This is a genomic window from Dactylosporangium sp. NPDC051485 (assembly GCF_040682015.1).
GTDB lineage: Bacteria > Actinomycetota > Actinomycetes > Mycobacteriales > Micromonosporaceae > Dactylosporangium.
In genome coordinates this window covers 78,265-93,201 of record NZ_JBFAZW010000022.1, presented here as the reverse complement: position 1 = coordinate 93,201, position 14,937 = coordinate 78,265, and the positions used below count along the sequence as shown (strand labels likewise).

Sequence of the window (14,937 nt, the reverse complement as noted above, 5' to 3'; positions counted from 1 at the left end):
CCCGGGATAAGCTGCTGCTGTGGCACTGAGCGAGTCGCAGCAGTGGAAGGAACCGGGCGGGCCGCCGAGCCCGCCGCTCGGCCAGCTCCAGGCGACCGCCGGACAACCGCGCCAGCCCTGGCCGGGCGCGATCGGCCCGGCGGTGGTGGGCCCGCCACCGCGGCTGACCGCGGCCCGCCCGCCCACGCCGGCCGCCGCCTACGGGGCCTGGCAGGGCGCGCTGAAGCCGCCGGCGTTCCGGGTCAGCACGCCCAGGCCGACATATCGCGAGGCCCTGCCCATCCGCGGCCAGATGGTCGCCGCCGGGGGAGCCGCCGGCGCGGCCTGGATGCTGCTGTTCGGGCTGATGATGCACGGGTCCGCGCGGGGGTACGTCTGGATCACCCTCGTCGCCGGAATCCTCGCGTGGGTGGCGGCGGCGATCCTCGCCCGCTTCGGCGACCGCGGCGTGGCCGTGGGAGTGGCCGCCTCCAGCGGCATCGCGCTGGCCATCGCCGGCATCCTCGTGGCCTATCGTCTGGCCGGCGGAGACTGGCTCCTCTGGTAGCCGAGGCGAACGCCAGGGCAAGAAACGCGATACTTCGGCCCCGACTCTTGACGTGGATTCCGCCGAGGATCACTCTCAGCAACATGGCTTTGAGGCTGCAGCGGCTCGACCCCGAGCGGCGTCGCCGTCGGCTCGCGCTGCTGGTCGAACTCGCGGATGCCAAGGCGCTCCGCGAGCGGCTCCACCCCCGCCGTCTGCGGTCCGACCGCCTGCGCCAGCTGATCGCCAGCCGGCGCCGCGTCGCCGACTGACGACTCGCCGACTGAACTCGGGGGCCCTTTGCCGCCAAGCGGCAACCCGCTCGAATAGTGTTCACCGCGTACCGACGAGCACCGCACCGACCGGGGGGACCGTGTCGCACTTCGCTGCCGCTGTCACGCGCGGCGCTGATGGCTGGGCCGCTATCGAGCTCGACCTCAGCGGCATCGCCGACATCGAAGAGATCACCGATCGCCTGCGCGACGCCGATCCCGAGGCGTTCGTCTCGCTGCTGTTCGTCGAGTCCGACGACGCCTACCTGGCGATCCTGCGCCTCGACGAGGGCGAGGACCTGCGCGTCTTCGGCTCGGACTCGGTCTTCGCCGAGGAGTCGCGCCTCGGCGCCATCCTCCTGGGTGACATCGAGGACACGCTGCCGGAGCTCGCCGGGGAGGACGGCGAGGAGCCCGGCGCGGCCGAGGAGGAGGAGCGGCCCTCGGCCGAGCCCGACGTCGAGCCGGTCGGCGACTCCGAGCTGCTGGCCGACCTGGGCATGCCGGGCGGGCGGCTGCTGGAGCTGTGCGCCCAGGAGGGCATGCTGCCGGCCGACCTGACCGCCGAGATCTGCCAGGCCATCGGGGCCGGCGACGAGCTCGAGGAAATGCGCGAGGTGTGAGCGGCAGGAGCGGCCCGCAGCGCAGCGGAGGGGCCGCCTCGGAACCGCCCGGTGGCGACGGCCGCGGCGCCATCCGGCGCCGCTGGGAGCCGGCCATGCGCCGGGCCCTGGAGGTCGCGGCCACGGCCGGTCCGGACGTGCCCATCGGCGCGGTCCTGCTCGGCCCCGGCGGCGCCGAGCTGGCCGCCGCGCACAACGAGCGGGAGCTGACCGGCGACCCCACCGCGCACGCCGAGATGCTCGCCCTGCGCCGGGCCGCGACGCACACCAACGCCTGGCGGCTGGAGGACTGCGCCCTGGTGGTCACCGTCGAGCCCTGCACCATGTGCGCGGGCGCGATCGTGCTGGCCCGGGTGGGCGTGGTCGTCTTCGGCGCCTGGGAGCCCAAGACGGGCGCCGCCGGCTCGCTGTGGGACGTGCTGCGCGACCGGCGGCTCACCCACCGCCCCGAGGTGGTCGGCGGGGTGCTGGAGGACGAGTCGGCGGCCCTACTGCGCGGGTTCTTCGGCGGGCATCGCGAGTAGGGAGCGGCAGATCTCGCGGGCGGCGTCGGTCCACGGGGCCGGGCGCAGCGTGCTGGGGTCGAGCTTCACGTTGACCCGCCGGCCCTCCGCGTGCACCGTCTGCCGGTCGGCCGAGAGGATCCGGAAGCGGTACACCGCGCTGCTCTCCCCGAGCGACTCCAGCCAGAAGTGCACGCCGATCTCGCCGGTGCCGCGGACCGGCGCGCGGTAGGCGATCGAGTACTCCACGACGGCGTGGGTGACGTCCGGGGTGGTCGGGCGGCCCCCGGCGAACGAGTGGCCGCGCTGGGCCCACCAGTCGGACAGAGCGCGCTCGAGGAACACCGCGTACCGCGCGTTGTGGACGATGCCCATCGCGTCGAGGTCGTCGAAGTGCACGGTGAACGGTTGGACGGCTCCGGGCAGTACCGCTGCGGTCATTCAGGCCTCCGGAAGAAGTTCGGGCGTCGGGCTCAGGCCGCGCAGCCGCTCCAGGGCGGCCGTGCGCGCGAAGGTGTAGACGCGGCTCGCCGGCAGCAGCCGGGACTCGTAGACGGCCGCGGTCTGGTGTGCGTTGAGCTCGAAGGACAGCTGCTCCGGGTCGATCTGCGGGCGCAGCTCGCCGAGCTTGATAGCCTCGTCGATCAGCCGATGGAGCAACACGTGCCAGAGCTCCAGCGCCTCGGCCAGCCGGTCGTGCACCGGGCCGGGGCGGGCGGCGAACTCGAACTGGGCGTTGCAGAAGAAGCAGCCGCCGGGCAGGGCGCCGGAGGCCACGTCGGCGAGGCGCCGCTCGTGCATGGCCCACAGCCGGCGCAGCCCGCGCGGCTCCCGCAGCGCCGGGCGGACCACCACCCGGGTGTACCGGTCCTGCGCGTGCCCGATGGCCGCGAGCTGCAGCTCCTCCTTGGTTCGCCAGTGCGCGAAGAGGCCGGACTTGCTCACCCCCAGCCGCTCGGCGAGCTGGCTGAAGGAGAGCCCGTCCAGCCCGGACTCGGTGGCGAGCACGATGGCGGCGTCGAGCGCGGCGGTGCGCGCCCGTTCGCCACGGGCCAGGCGGCCGTCGATCACGAGACGACGGTACCAAACAATAAAAGCGATCGGTCGGTTAGTTTTGTGCGGGCAGGGTCACCGTGACCCTGAGCCCGCCCCCGGCCCGCGGTTCGGCGTCGGCCGCGCCCCCGTGCGCGACCGCGACCGAGCGCACGATCGACAGGCCGAGGCCGGTCCCTCGGGCCGATCCGGTCCGCGAGCGGAGTCGCCGGAAGGGCTCGAAAAGGCCCGGGATCTCGTACTGCGGAATCACCGGCCCTGTGTTCTCCACCACCAGCCGCACGACCCCGCCGGACCGGCCCGTCGACAGCCACACCCGCCCGTCGGGGACGTTGTAGGTCACCGCGTTGTCCACGAGGTTCTGTACGACCCGCTCCAGCAGCACGGGATCGCCCGTCACCGGCGCCGGCCCGAGGTCGGCCTCGACGTCGCCGCGCCCGGCGACCACGTGCCGGGCCACGTCGGCCAGGTCGACCCGGTCGTGCACGGTCAGCTCCTGCTCGGAGGCGACCAGCGTGAGCAGCCCGTCGATGAGGCGCTCGTGGCGGGCGTTGACGGCCAGCAGCGTCTCGCCGAGCTGGACCACCTCCGGCGGCGGGTCGGGCCGGCCGAGCGCCACCTCGATGAGCGTCCGGTTGATCGTGATCGGGGTGCGCAGCTCGTGCGAGGCGTTGGCGGCGAACCGGCGCTGCGAGTCGAAGGCCTGGTCCAGCCGCTCCAGCATGGAGTCGAACGTGTCGGCCAGCTCCTTGATCTCGTCCTTCGGGCCGGCCAGCGCGATCCGCTCGCGCAGGTGCCCGCCGGCCACCCGCCGGGCCGCCTCGGTGATCCGCCCGACCGGCCGCAGCGCCCGCTCGGCCATCAGCCAGCCGAAGCCGACGCCGATCACGGTCAGCAGGCCCAGCGCGATCGAGCCCTGGGTCAGCAGCGTGTCCAGCGTGTCGCGCTCGATCGCCTGCTGGCGCTGCTGCAGCTGCTCGACGAGCTGGAACAGCGCCTGCTGCTGGGTGCCGAGCGCGGACTTCACCTCGGGCGGCAGGGCGGTCGTCGACGAGTTGCGCTGGTGGATGTTCTGTTGCACCAGGAAGTACGTCAGCGTCAGCAGCAGCGCGCCGCCGACCAGGAACAGCGCGCCGTAGAGCAGCGTCAGGCGGGCGCGGATGCGCAGGTGCTTCACGGGATCTGGTACCCCACTCCGGCGACGGTCGCGATCACGGGCGGATCGCCCAGCTTGCGGCGCAGCGTCATCACGGCCACCCGCAGCACGTTGGTGAACGGGTCGATGTGCTCGTCCCAGGCCCGCTCCAGCAGCTGCTCGGCGCTCACCACCGCGCCGCCGGCCCGCAGCAGCTCCTCCAGCACGGCGAACTCCTTGCGGGTCAGCGCCACGTGGTGCCCGCCCCGGTAGACCTCCCGGCGGTTCGGGTCCAGCCGCAGGTCGCCGCGCTCCAGCACCGGCGGGGCGGCGGCCCGGGCCCGCCGCCCGAGCGCCCGCACCCGGGCCACCAGCTCGGCGAAGGCGAACGGCTTGCCCAGGTAGTCGTCGGCGCCGAGGGACAGCCCGGCGACCCGCTCGGTGACCGCCGAGGCCGCGGTCAGCATGAGGATGCGGGTCTCCGGCAGGGTGGCGCTGACGTGCCGGCACACCTCGTCGCCGTCGACGACGGGCAGGTCCCGGTCGAGGATCAGCACGTCGTACTCGTTGATGCCGAGCCGCTGCAGCGCCCCGTCGCCGTCGTAGGCGACGTCCACCGCGAAGGACTCCCGGCGCAGCCCCTCGGCCACGGCGTCGGCCAGCAACTGCTCGTCCTCGACCACCAGCACCCGCATGTTCCTCATGGTGCCGTGCGCGCGCGTAAGCCGGGGATAAGCCCGCGCGCTGACGGCCGTCTTATGGCCCGGCCGGTTTCGTTACCGCCTGGTGCCGTGCGCGCGCGTAAGCCGGGGATAAGCCCGCGCGCTGACGGCCGTCTTATGGCCCAGCCGGTTTCGTTACCGCCATGAGAAAGCTCCTGATCGCCACGATCTGCTGCGTGCTGCTGACGGCGTGCTCGTCGCCGTCGTCCGGTCCCTCCGTTGCCACTGCCGGCAGCGGTACCGCGACACCCTCCGCCTCCGCGGCGGCCGGCAAGGCCGAGGCGAACCGGCAGTTCGCCAAGTGCATGCGCGAGCACGGGGTCGACGTGCCGGACCCGGGGCCGGACGGCAACCTGCAGTTCGACGCCAACGCCGCCGGGGATCGCAACAAGGCGGTGCAGGCGACGTCGGCGTGCCAGCAGTACCTGCCGAACGGGGGCGACCTGAAGAACCTGTCCCCGGAGCAGCTCGAGCTGGCCCGGGCCTTCGCCAAGTGCATGCGGGAGCACGGGATCGACATGCCGGACCCCGACCCGAACTCGGGCGTCGCGGGGATCCTGAAGGGCAACATCGACTTCAACAGCCCGCAGTTCAAGTCCGCCACCGAGGCCTGCAAGAGCACGGTGAAGCGGTGAAGCGCTGGCTTCTCGCCTTCTCCGCGGTCGCCGTGGTCGCCCTTGTGGGATATACCGGATTTGCGCGAAACTCCGCGGCGACCCCGGCCGCCCCGCCGCCGCCCCACACGGCGAAGGTCGCCAAGGGGACGCTCACCGCGACCGAGGACGTGGACGGCACGCTCGGCTTCGGCGACCCGGTGACGGTCAACGGCCGGCTGCCGGGCACCGTCACCGGCCTGCCGGCGGCGGGCGCCACGGTGCGGCGGGGCGAGGCGATGTACCGCGCCGACGGCCGCCCGGTCGTGCTCTTCTACGCCGCCGCGCCCTTCTACCGCACCCTGAAGCCGGGCGACAAGGGCGAGGACGTCACCGCGTTCGAGGCCAACCTGGCGGCGCTGGGCTACAAGGGCTTCACCGCCGACGACTCCTACACCGGCGCCACCGCCGACGCCGTGCGCGACTGGCAGCACGACCTGGGCCTGCCCGAGACCGGCACGGTCGAGCTCGGCCGGGTCGTGGTCGCGCCCGACGTGGTGCGCGTCGGCGAGGTGAAGGCCCACCTGGGCGACAACGCGGCCGGCCCGATCCTGCGGTGGACCGGCGCCACCCGCCTGGTCACCGTCCAGCTCGACGTCACCGAGCAGCGCCTCGCCGCGGTCGGCGCGCCCGCCTCGGTGCGGCTGCCCGACGACACCGTGGCCGACGGGCGCATCTCCGCCATCGGCGCGGTGGCCACCGCCTCCGTACAGAACAACCAGACCAAGGTGACCGTCGACGTCACGGTGAGCATCGCCGACCAGGCGCGGCTCGCCACCTTCGACGCCGCACCGGTGAAGGTCACCCTGGTCGCGCAGCAGCGCGAGAACGTCCTCACGGTGCCCGTGAGCGCTCTGGTGGCGCTTTCCGAGGGTGGGTACGGCCTGCAGCTGATCGACGGGCCCGGCACCCGCACGGTCGCGGTGCAGACCGGCCTCTTCGCCTCGGGCCGGGTCGAGGTCTCCGGCCCCGGCCTCGCCGAAGGCCAGACCGTCGGGGTGGCCGGATGATCGCGCTGGAGCGGGTCCGCAAGGTGTACCCGGGCGGCGTCACCGCGCTCGACGACGTCTCCCTGGAGATCGAGGCCGGGGCGCTGGTGGCGATCGTGGGGCCGTCGGGCTCCGGGAAGTCGACGCTGCTGCATCTCGTCGGGGCACTGGACCTCCCGACGAGTGGTGTCGTGAACATCGACGGCCGGGACGTCGCGGCGCTGTCGGACGCGGGTCTGTCGCGGCTGCGCGCCACCACGATCGGGTTCATCTTCCAGCAGTTCCACCTCGCCCCGGGCCTGTCCGCCCTGGACAACGTGGCCGACGGCCTGCTCTACGCCGGGGTGGCCCGGGCCGAGCGGCGCCGCCGGGCCGTGCTCGCCCTGGAGCGGGTCGGCCTGGGCCACCGCCTGGAGCACCGCCCGCACCAGCTCTCCGGCGGCGAGCGCCAGCGCGTCGCCATCGCGCGGGCGGTGCTGGGCGACCCGCCGCTGCTGCTGGCCGACGAGCCGACCGGCAACCTGGACAGTGCCGCCGGCGAGGGCGTGATGGCCCTCCTGCGGGCCCTGCACGCGGCCGGCACCACGGTCGTCGTCATCACCCACGACCGCGACATCGCCGCCTCCCTCCCGCGGCGGATCGCCGTGCGCGACGGGAGGCTCGCATGAAGTTCGCGGACGTCTGGCGGCTCGGCGCGATCGGCCTGCGCACCCGCCCGCTGCGCGTGGTGCTCTCGGCCCTGGGCATCGCCATCGGCATCGCCGCGATGATGTCGGTCGTCGGCATCTCGGCCTCCAGCCGGGCCCAGGTCGACCGCCAGCTCGCCGCCCTGGGCACCAACCTGCTGACCGCCGGCCCGGGCAGGTCCTTCTTCGGCGACGACACCCACCTGCCCGACGGCGCCGAGGCCATGGTCGCCCGGATCGGCCCGGTCACCGGCGTCTCGGCCACGGGCCGGGTGCCGGGGGCGAAGGTGTACCGCACCGACCGCATCCCGGCCGCCGAGTCCGGCGGCATCGCGGTGCTGGCCGCCCGCCCCGGCCTTCCGGCCACGGTCGGCGCCACGGTGCACGCCGGGACCTGGCTGGTCGCGCCCACCTACCCGACCGTCGTCCTGGGCTCCCGGGCCGCTTCGATTCTCGGCCTCGGCGACGGCCTGGGCCTGCGGGTCTGGCTCGGCGACCATTGGTTCACGGTGGTCGGGATCCTGGATCCGGTACCGCTGGCCCCCGAGCTCGACAGCGCGGCCCTCATCGGCTGGCCGGCCGCCACGGAGGTGCTCGGCTTCGACGGGTACCCGACGACGATCTACAGCCGCTCGCGCGACGACGCCGTGCAGCAGGTGGCCGCGGTGCTGGCCGCGACCGCCAACCCCGAGGCGCCGAACGAGGTCCAGGTCTCCCGCCCGTCCGACGCGCTGGCGGCCAAGGAGGCCACCGACCAGGCGTACACCGGACTGCTCCTCGGCCTGGGCGCGGTGGCCCTGCTGGTCGGCGGCGTCGGCGTGGCCAACACGATGGTCATCTCGGTCCTCGAGCGCCGCCCGGAGATCGGCCTGCGGCGGGCACTCGGCGCGACCCGCTCCCACGTCCGCCTGCAGTTCCTGGCGGAGTCGCTGCTGCTGGCGGCGCTGGGCGGCCTGGGCGGCGTGCTGCTGGGCCTGCTGGTGACGGAGTCCTACGCGGCGGCCCGCTCGTGGCCCGCCGTCCTGCCGTGGTGGTCCATGGCCGCCGGCCTGGCCGCGACCCTGGTCATCGGCGCCATGGCCGGCCTGTACCCGGCGATGCGGGCCGCCCGCCTGTCCCCGACGACCGCTCTGGCGTCTTGAGTTGTGTCCGATATGTCGCTCGCTTTGTGAGCTTTGTGAGCTTTGTGAGCGACATATCGGATTTTTCGGTTATGCCAGAATTTATGCGATGATCGTTTGCAGCGCGATCTCGACCATCTGGCCGAACGTCTGCTCCCGCTCCTGGGCGGTCGTCCGCTCCCCGGTCTTGATGTGGTCGCTGACGGTGAGCAGCGTCAGCGCCCGGGCCCCGAACCGCGCCGCGATCGTGTACAGCGCCGCGGACTCCATCTCCACGGCCAGCACCCCGTAGTCGGCCAGCCGGTCGTACAGGTCGGGCCGGTCGGTGTAGAACGCGTCGGCGGCCAGGATCGGCCCGACCCGCATCGCGATCCCCTGCTCCGCCGCCACGTCGACGGCCGTGCGTAGCAGCCCGAAGTCCGCCACCGGCGCATAGTCGATGAGCCCGTCGAAGCGCTGCCGGTTCATCATGGAGTCGGTGCTGGACCCGATCGCCGCCACCACGTCACGCAGCCTGAGCGACTCCTGCAGCGCCCCGCAGCTGCCGACCCGGATCAGCGCCTTGACGCCGTAGTCGTTGATCAGCTCGTGCGCGTAGATGCTGGCCGAGGGCATCCCCATGCCGGAGCCCTGCACAGACACCTCGACGCCGTTGTACTTCCCGGTGAACCCGAGCATGTTCCGGACGGTCGAGTAGCAGTACGCATCCTGCAGGTACGTCTCGGCGATCCACTTCGCCCGCAGGGGATCCCCCGGCAGCAGGACCCGCTCGGCAATCTGACCCGGCTCGGCGCCGATGTGCGTGCTCATACCGTGATCCTGCCAAACGGCGAGCCCCCGCGCGGACGGGCCCGGGCCGTCAGGTAACCTCTTCGGCGGTGGCGTGTCCGAGTGGCCTAAGGAGCACGCCTCGAAAGCGTGTGAGGGGGTAACTCCTCCCGGGGTTCGAATCCCCGCGCCACCGCACTCGGCCAGCACGAACGCCCGGCACCTCCCATCGGAGGCGGCCGGGCGTTCGGCGTTCCAGTCTCATTTCGTCTCAGTTGCAATCGCCGCGATGCGCGCCGGTGGCTCGCACCGGGGTGGTTGCCGCTCGGCGCATCCGCCCGGTACCGCCCTGCCGTGTGTCAGAAGAAGCTCAGATGGGGCATGAGCTTGCCGGCAGCCTCGACAATCGACCGAGCCTCGACGTGCGCCTCCCTCGCCTCGGCCGGAGTGGTGCCGACCTCCTGAGCGGATGGGTACTCCAGTTCGTTGCGCCGCCTTCGTAGGGTGCCGAAGCCGCGGAAGTGGCCTTGAAACTGGGCTCGCATCGCTTGCTCGACTGCATAGTGGCCGCCTTTGCTCGTCGGCCGGAGGCCCTGTTGCGCAAGCAAGGCGGTGCATGCAAACCGGGCCGCGTCATAGGCCAGCGTGTAGCTGCTGTCAGGATCCTCGTCGCACAGGACGGCGGCCGAGAGTAGGGTGCGGCCTGCCTTGTCGAGCAACGGTTGGCCGTCTGCATCTGCGCCTTGGATCTTTTGCAGGTCGCCAAGTTCGAGCAGTTCCCGCACCTTGTCAGCACCCTGCGCCCACTGGGGCATTCTTGAATCCTTCCGGATGGTGTTGCCACCGCGGGCTATTCGGTGGCAACACGGTCGATGACTGTTACCAAAGGTGACGCCTTGATCTGTTGCACGAGAGCGTCCGAAGCATCCTGCCACTGCTGCGGCGATCGCACCGTCGGGTTCACCGGCAGGCCGAGGCGATCCTGCGCGGCATCCGCGGCCTCGTAGACGGCGGCCCGAACCGGGGTGCCGATCACCAGAACATCCACGTCGTTGGGCAGGGCACCCGGTTCGCCGGCGTACCGCGCCGCCCAGGAGCCGTAGATGTACACGTGCCGTACGTCGCGCACGTCGGCGAATGCCTCGCCGACGACGGTCTGCGGCCCGAACGTGAGCAGCAACAACTGGCTAAGGGCGGTCGCGACGCGGTGCCCGGTGGCTGCTCTCAGAAGTCGGGTCCGGCCAACCTTGCGGTCATGGATCAGACCCGCGGTGACGAGGCGTTGCGCCTCACGATGCAAGGTCGACAGCGGAACACCCAGGCGGGTCGCAAGTTCGGTGGCTGGATATTCGTCGCGTGGGTGGAGATACAGCCAGGTCAGCAACTCGGCCTGGTGCTGCGAACGGAAGAGCGGTAGCAGGCTCGGCGCTTCACTACGCATACTTGCAATTTATATCCCAGTTAAGTGGAGCAACGGTGCAACGCCGGCCCCGGGCATTCCGCATGCCGCGCCCGACCAGATCGCGCAGGCCTACTGGGCCCTGCACACCGAGCGCAGCCAGAACGAGCGCGTCATCAACGGCTGACTCACGCGCCAGGGCGGGTCAGGTGTCGTACTCGCCGTCCCACGGCGGTCCGAAGCCGAGCTCGTCCGGGTAGAGCTCGGCACGCTCGCCGAACTCGTCGTCCGTTTCGTCCACGAGGCCGAACAGCACGCCGTCCACGGTGGTCTGGAACAGCTGGATCGCCACGTCGCAGTAGTGCTTGTCGGGCAGGCCCGCGAGCAGGTTGGCCAACTCCTGTTCGGCTCGGGCGACGACCTCTCGCTCGCCATCGGCTGTCGTGCCGGTGAACCGGATGTCGGAGCTCAGGTGGTGGCCGTCCCGGTCGAATCGATGGAGGTAGGCGTACCAGCGCTTGTGTGGTTCCCACTGATCCGCGCCGTGGAAGTCCTCCCGGAAGGCGGCGGTAACGCCGGCGAGGAACTGACCATCGGCGAAGCGGCCGATCGTGTCGGTTCGATAGCCCGGTTCGTGTCTGATGGGAACGGTCAGAGGGACAGCCACGTGGGGCAGCATAAGGGTGGTCACCTCTCCGGGCGTGTCACCGCCGTCGCGATAGCGTGGGCGCATGGCGAGCGCTCGTGATCCTCTGGCCGATCTTCGGCGTATCGCGTTCCTGCTCGAGCGGGCGCACGAGGCCACGTACCGGGTCAGGGCGTTTCGAGGTGCGGCGGCCAAGCTGGCCAAGCTGCCCGAAGGGGAGCTGGTCTCGCGGGCCGGCGCGGGGACGCTTACCGAGCTGGCCGGGGTCGGGGACGTCACCGCCCGGTGCATCGTCGAGTCGCTGGCCGGGGAGGAACCCGTATATCTCCGGCGGCTGGAGGCCACGGCCGGGCAGGACCTCGACGAGGCCACGGCGGGGCTGCTGGCGGCGCTCAAGGGGGACTGTCACGCACACTCGGACTGGTCCGACGGCGGGTCGCCGATCGACGAGATGGCGATGGCGGCGGCGCAACTGGGGCACGAGTACCTCGTGCTCACCGATCACTCGCCCCGGCTCAAGGTGGCCAAGGGGCTGTCCGCGGAGCGGCTCGAGGAGCAGCTGGGGGTCGTGGCGGAGGTCAATGCCGGGTTCGCCGGGCTGGGGATGGACTTCCGGATTCTGACCGGCATCGAGGTGGACATCCTCGCCGACGGGTCGCTCGACCAGACCGAGGAGCTGCTCGGGCGGCTCGACGTGGTGGTCGGGTCGGTGCACAGCAACCTCAAGGACGAGCCCGAGGTCATGACCCGGCGGATGGTCACGGCGCTGGCCAATCCGCACCTCGACATCCTCGGGCACTGCACCGGGCGGCTCATCACCGGCGGGCGGGGGACGCGGGCGGAGAGCCGGTTCGATGCCGAGGCTGTGTTCCGGGCTGCCGTCGAGCATGACAAGGCCATCGAGATCAACTCCCGGCCGGAGCGGCTCGATCCGCCGAAGCGGTTGTTACGGGTGGCGCTGGAGCTGGGGTGCCGGTTCTCCATCGACACCGACGCCCACGCGCCCGGGCAGCTCGACTGGCTCGGCAACGGGTGTGCGCGGGCCGTGGCCTGCGGGGTGCCCGTCGACCGGATCGTCAACACCATGGGGGCGAAGGGCCTGCTTGCCTGGGCGGCGACGCACGAATAGGCCCTGGGAGATGCCGACCCCGCTCAGCACGATCAGGCCGCCCACCGGCTGGTGCCAGGTGAGGTGCTCGCCCAGGAACAGCACGCCGGCCAGGGCCGCGACGAACGGCGGGAAGTACGTGACCATCGAGCCCGTCGTCACGCCGGCGGTCTGGACCACGTGGTAGTTCAGGGCGAAGGCGATGCCGGTGCCGAAGATGCCCAGGGCCAGGACGCCCAGCCAGACCTTCGGGGACAGGCTCAGCGGCGACGGCGGAAGACCGGCGACCAGCGGGGCGGCGATGACCAGGTGCAGGGTCGACATGATGAGCTGGCCGGCCGAGAGCTGGAACGGGGAGATGTCGAAGTGCTGCATCAGCCAGCGGGTGTAGTTGAACGCGATGCCGTAGCCGGTCACCGCGCCCAGCAGCATCAGCTGGCCGGAGAGCGAGGCCCCGGCTACGCCGTTCCAGACGCCGAGCACCACCAGTACACCCAGGAATCCGACCAGCAGTCCGGCCATCTGGCGCCGGGCGGGACGCTGGGAACGCACGGCGACGAGGGTGACCAGCAGGGTGGTCAGCGGGGCGGTGCCGTTCCAGATGCCGGCCAGGACGCTCGGCACGCGCTGCTCGGCGTAGCCGAACAACACGAACGGGAACGTGGTGGCGAACAGCGAGAACACGAACAGGTGGGCCCACAGGCGCAGGCCGCGCGGGAGCGGCAGCCGCCGCACGGCCAGCAGGACCAGCATCGTCAGGGCGCCCAGGACGATGCGGAAGAGGGCGATGTACACCGGCGCCAGCTCCGGCAGCGCGTCCTTGATGAACATGAAGCTGGTGCCCCAGATGAGGGCGATGGCGGCGAACGCCGGCAGCCAGCGCTTGACGTCAGGGGCGGAACCAACCATGCGCCTTACTCTGCCGCAACCTGGGAAAGGCTGTCATCACGCTGAGCCACGGGTTGGGAATTGGCCTGTGGGTGCGCCGCGGCGACCCGGTTCGTGCCGTAGGGTTCGGCCGTGGGTTCTATCGATGACATCGCCAACAGGTATGTCGAGCAGTGGGCGCCCCTCGACCCGATCGGGGCGACCTTCGTCGGAATTGCCGGCCACGACGACCGGCTGACCGACCTCTCGCCCGACGGGTTCGCCGCGCTCGCGGAGCTCGACCGGCGCACGCTCGCCGCGCTCGACGCCGAGACGCCCTCCGACGAGACCGAGCGGGTGGCCAAGGAGGCCATGCAGGAGCGGCTCGGGCTGGCGCTGGAGCGGTACGAGGCCGGGGACCTGACCAGCGACATCAACGTGATCTCCAGCCCGCTGCACGGGGTGCGCAGCTCGTTCGACCTCATGCCGACCGAGGGCGAGGAGGCGGTGGCCAACATCCGGGCCCGCCTCGCCGCGGTGCCGCGGGCGCTCGCCCAGTGGCGCCAGACGCTGCTGCACGAGGCCCAGCGCGGCAACGTCGCGCCGGCCAAGCAGATCGTCGAGGTGGCCAAGCAGTGCGAGGTGTGGGCCGACCTCGAGGGCGACAACTTCTACCCCGACCTCGCCGCCCGCGTCGCCGCGGGCAACCCGGCGCTCGGCGCCGACCTGGCCCGGCACGCCGAGGAGGCGCGCGCGGCGACCGTGGAGACCGGCGAGTTCCTGCGCCGGAGGCTCGCGCCGCTGGGCCGGCCGAAGGAGGCCGCCGGGCGCGAGCGCTACCAGCTGGCCTCCCGCTACTTCCTGGGCGCGACGGTCGACCTCGACGAGGCGTACGCCTGGGGCTTCCACGAGCTGGCCCGGCTGGAGTCGGAGATGCGCGCCGTGGCCGACAAGATCGTGCCGGGCGGCACGGTCGACGAGGCCGTGGCCGCGCTGGACGCCGACCCGGCCCGCACCATCCACGGCAAGGATGCGTTCCGCGGCTGGATGCAGCAGCTGGCCGACGCGACCGTCGAGGAGCTCAACGGCCGGCACTTCGACATCCCGGAGCAGGTGCGCGCGATCGAGTGCATGCTCGCCCCGACGTCGGACGGCGGCATCTACTACACCGGGCCGAGCGAGGACTTCAGCCGCCCGGGGCGCATGTGGTGGGCCGTGCCGCAGGGCGTGGACAGCTTCTCCACCTGGCGGGAGGTGACGACGGTGTACCACGAGGGGGTCCCCGGTCACCACCTGCAGATCGCCCAGACGTACGTGCGGGCCGAACTGCTGAACCGGTGGCGCCGGCTGCTCGCCTGGTCGTCCGGGCACGGCGAGGGGTGGGCGCTCTACGCCGAGCGGCTCATGGACGAGCTGGGCTACCTCGACGACCCCGGCGACAAGCTCGGCATGCTCGACGGGCAGGCGTTCCGGGCCACCCGCGTGATCGTGGACATCGGCATGCACCTGGAGCTGACGATTCCTCGAGACAACCCGTTCGGGTTCGCGCCCGGGGAGCGGTGGACGCCCGAGCTCGGGTGGGAGTTCCTGCGGGCACACTGCCGGGTGGAGGAGAAGAGCCTCCGGTTCGAGCTGAATCGGTACCTCGGGTGGCCGGGGCAGGCGCCGTCGTACAAGCTCGGGGAGCGGGCCTGGCTCGCGGCCCGGGCGGATGCGCAGGCCCGGAAGGGTTCGGCGTTCGACCTCAAGGCCTTCCACCGGGACGCGCTCAACCTCGGCTCCCTGGGCCTGGACCCGCTGCGGGCGGCGCTCGCGCGGCTGTAACGCCGGAACGGCACGGTGCTCGGACGGCCAGCGTAAGGTACT

The 14,937-nt window shown here is 71.9% G+C and carries 18 protein-coding genes, 1 tRNA gene and 1 pseudogene; 11 read left to right on the top strand and 9 right to left on the bottom strand.

Features of this window, described 5'->3' with window-relative positions:
* Positions 1-19 precede the first annotated feature (19 nt).
* The 4 genes from AB0M46_RS15550 (at position 20) to AB0M46_RS15535 (ending at position 1,945) form a co-directional block, all read left to right on the top strand.
* Positions 20-547 (top strand): hypothetical protein, encoded by a 528-nt coding sequence (locus tag AB0M46_RS15550; protein WP_363336340.1) that lies wholly within the window; start codon positions 20-22, stop codon positions 545-547.
* 83 nt (positions 548-630) lie between these two features.
* Positions 631-798, top strand: coding sequence for a hypothetical protein (locus tag AB0M46_RS15545; protein WP_363336339.1), 168 nt, complete (start codon positions 631-633; stop codon positions 796-798).
* A gap of 101 nt (positions 799-899) precedes the next feature.
* On the top strand, positions 900-1,421 hold the full coding sequence (locus AB0M46_RS15540) for a tRNA adenosine deaminase-associated protein (protein ID WP_363336337.1): 522 nt from the start codon (positions 900-902) through the stop codon (positions 1,419-1,421).
* Positions 1,422-1,516: 95 nt separating this feature from the next.
* Positions 1,517-1,945: a nucleoside deaminase gene (locus AB0M46_RS15535; RefSeq protein ID WP_363336384.1), complete on the top strand. Its 429-nt coding sequence runs from the start codon at positions 1,517-1,519 to the stop codon at positions 1,943-1,945.
* Here the strand turns inward: AB0M46_RS15535 and AB0M46_RS15530 are convergent.
* From AB0M46_RS15530 to AB0M46_RS15515, 4 genes are read right to left on the bottom strand one after another with little or no spacing between them, the layout of a single operon-like run.
* Complete coding sequence (locus AB0M46_RS15530) at positions 1,910-2,365, bottom strand: thioesterase family protein (RefSeq protein ID WP_363336336.1); 456 nt, start codon at positions 2,363-2,365, stop codon at positions 1,910-1,912. The two genes, AB0M46_RS15535 and AB0M46_RS15530, sit on opposite strands and share 36 nt — an antisense overlap.
* Entirely contained in the window at positions 2,366-2,995 is a 630-nt protein-coding gene (locus AB0M46_RS15525) for a TetR family transcriptional regulator (protein ID WP_363336334.1), read from the bottom strand.
* Positions 2,996-3,032: 37 nt separating this feature from the next.
* A complete protein-coding gene (locus AB0M46_RS15520; RefSeq protein WP_363336332.1) occupies positions 3,033-4,154 on the bottom strand; it encodes an ATP-binding protein in 1,122 nt (373 codons plus the stop codon).
* Positions 4,151-4,807 (bottom strand): response regulator transcription factor, encoded by a 657-nt coding sequence (locus tag AB0M46_RS15515; RefSeq protein ID WP_363336330.1) that lies wholly within the window; start codon positions 4,805-4,807, stop codon positions 4,151-4,153. The genes AB0M46_RS15520 and AB0M46_RS15515 overlap by 4 nt, the downstream gene beginning before the upstream one ends.
* Positions 4,808-4,977: 170 nt before the next feature.
* On the opposite strand from AB0M46_RS15515, the gene AB0M46_RS15510 reads away from it, so the two are divergent.
* The 4 genes from AB0M46_RS15510 to AB0M46_RS15495 are packed head-to-tail and all read left to right on the top strand — an operon-like array spanning position 4,978 to position 8,304.
* Complete coding sequence (locus AB0M46_RS15510; RefSeq protein ID WP_363336328.1) at positions 4,978-5,469, top strand: hypothetical protein; 492 nt, start codon at positions 4,978-4,980, stop codon at positions 5,467-5,469.
* On the top strand, positions 5,466-6,497 hold the full coding sequence (locus AB0M46_RS15505; protein WP_363336326.1) for a peptidoglycan-binding protein: 1,032 nt from the start codon (positions 5,466-5,468) through the stop codon (positions 6,495-6,497). Before AB0M46_RS15510 ends, AB0M46_RS15505 begins: the two co-directional genes overlap by 4 nt.
* Positions 6,494-7,144 carry an ABC transporter ATP-binding protein gene (locus tag AB0M46_RS15500; protein ID WP_363336324.1) on the top strand — a complete coding sequence of 217 codons (651 nt, stop codon included), beginning with the start codon at positions 6,494-6,496 and terminating at the stop codon, positions 7,142-7,144. Before AB0M46_RS15505 ends, AB0M46_RS15500 begins: the two co-directional genes overlap by 4 nt.
* Complete coding sequence (locus AB0M46_RS15495) at positions 7,141-8,304, top strand: ABC transporter permease (protein ID WP_363336322.1); 1,164 nt, start codon at positions 7,141-7,143, stop codon at positions 8,302-8,304. The genes AB0M46_RS15500 and AB0M46_RS15495 overlap by 4 nt, the downstream gene beginning before the upstream one ends.
* Positions 8,305-8,385: 81 nt before the next feature.
* Here the strand turns inward: AB0M46_RS15495 and deoD are convergent, their stop codons facing one another.
* Entirely contained in the window at positions 8,386-9,093 is a 708-nt protein-coding gene (deoD, locus tag AB0M46_RS15490) for a purine-nucleoside phosphorylase (RefSeq protein WP_363336321.1), read from the bottom strand.
* Between the two features lie 67 nt (positions 9,094-9,160).
* On the opposite strand from deoD, the gene AB0M46_RS15485 reads away from it, so the two are divergent.
* Positions 9,161-9,247 (top strand) — tRNA-Ser (locus AB0M46_RS15485).
* Positions 9,248-9,410: 163 nt separating this feature from the next.
* Here AB0M46_RS15485 and AB0M46_RS15480 read toward each other — a convergent pair.
* The 3 genes from AB0M46_RS15480 to AB0M46_RS15470 all read right to left on the bottom strand — a co-directional run bounded on the left by AB0M46_RS15480 (position 9,411) and on the right by AB0M46_RS15470 (position 11,117).
* Positions 9,411-9,866: a hypothetical protein gene (locus tag AB0M46_RS15480; protein WP_363336320.1), complete on the bottom strand. Its 456-nt coding sequence runs from the start codon at positions 9,864-9,866 to the stop codon at positions 9,411-9,413.
* Between the two features lie 35 nt (positions 9,867-9,901).
* A complete protein-coding gene (locus tag AB0M46_RS15475; RefSeq protein ID WP_363336318.1) occupies positions 9,902-10,492 on the bottom strand; it encodes a winged helix-turn-helix domain-containing protein in 591 nt (196 codons plus the stop codon).
* A gap of 163 nt (positions 10,493-10,655) precedes the next feature.
* Positions 10,656-11,117 (bottom strand): hypothetical protein, encoded by a 462-nt coding sequence (locus AB0M46_RS15470; protein ID WP_363336316.1) that lies wholly within the window; start codon positions 11,115-11,117, stop codon positions 10,656-10,658.
* Between the two features lie 64 nt (positions 11,118-11,181).
* Here AB0M46_RS15470 and AB0M46_RS15465 point away from each other — a divergent pair, with 64 nt between their 5' ends.
* Complete coding sequence (locus AB0M46_RS15465) at positions 11,182-12,225, top strand: PHP domain-containing protein (RefSeq protein WP_363336315.1); 1,044 nt, start codon at positions 11,182-11,184, stop codon at positions 12,223-12,225.
* Between the two features lie 72 nt (positions 12,226-12,297).
* Here the strand turns inward: AB0M46_RS15465 and AB0M46_RS15460 are convergent.
* Positions 12,298-13,035: pseudogene (locus tag AB0M46_RS15460) on the bottom strand (DMT family transporter); the annotation flags it as partial.
* A gap of 189 nt (positions 13,036-13,224) precedes the next feature.
* Here AB0M46_RS15460 and AB0M46_RS15455 point away from each other — a divergent pair.
* Positions 13,225-14,895: a DUF885 domain-containing protein gene (locus tag AB0M46_RS15455; protein WP_363336313.1), complete on the top strand. Its 1,671-nt coding sequence runs from the start codon at positions 13,225-13,227 to the stop codon at positions 14,893-14,895.
* The last annotated feature ends 42 nt before the right edge of the window (positions 14,896-14,937 follow it).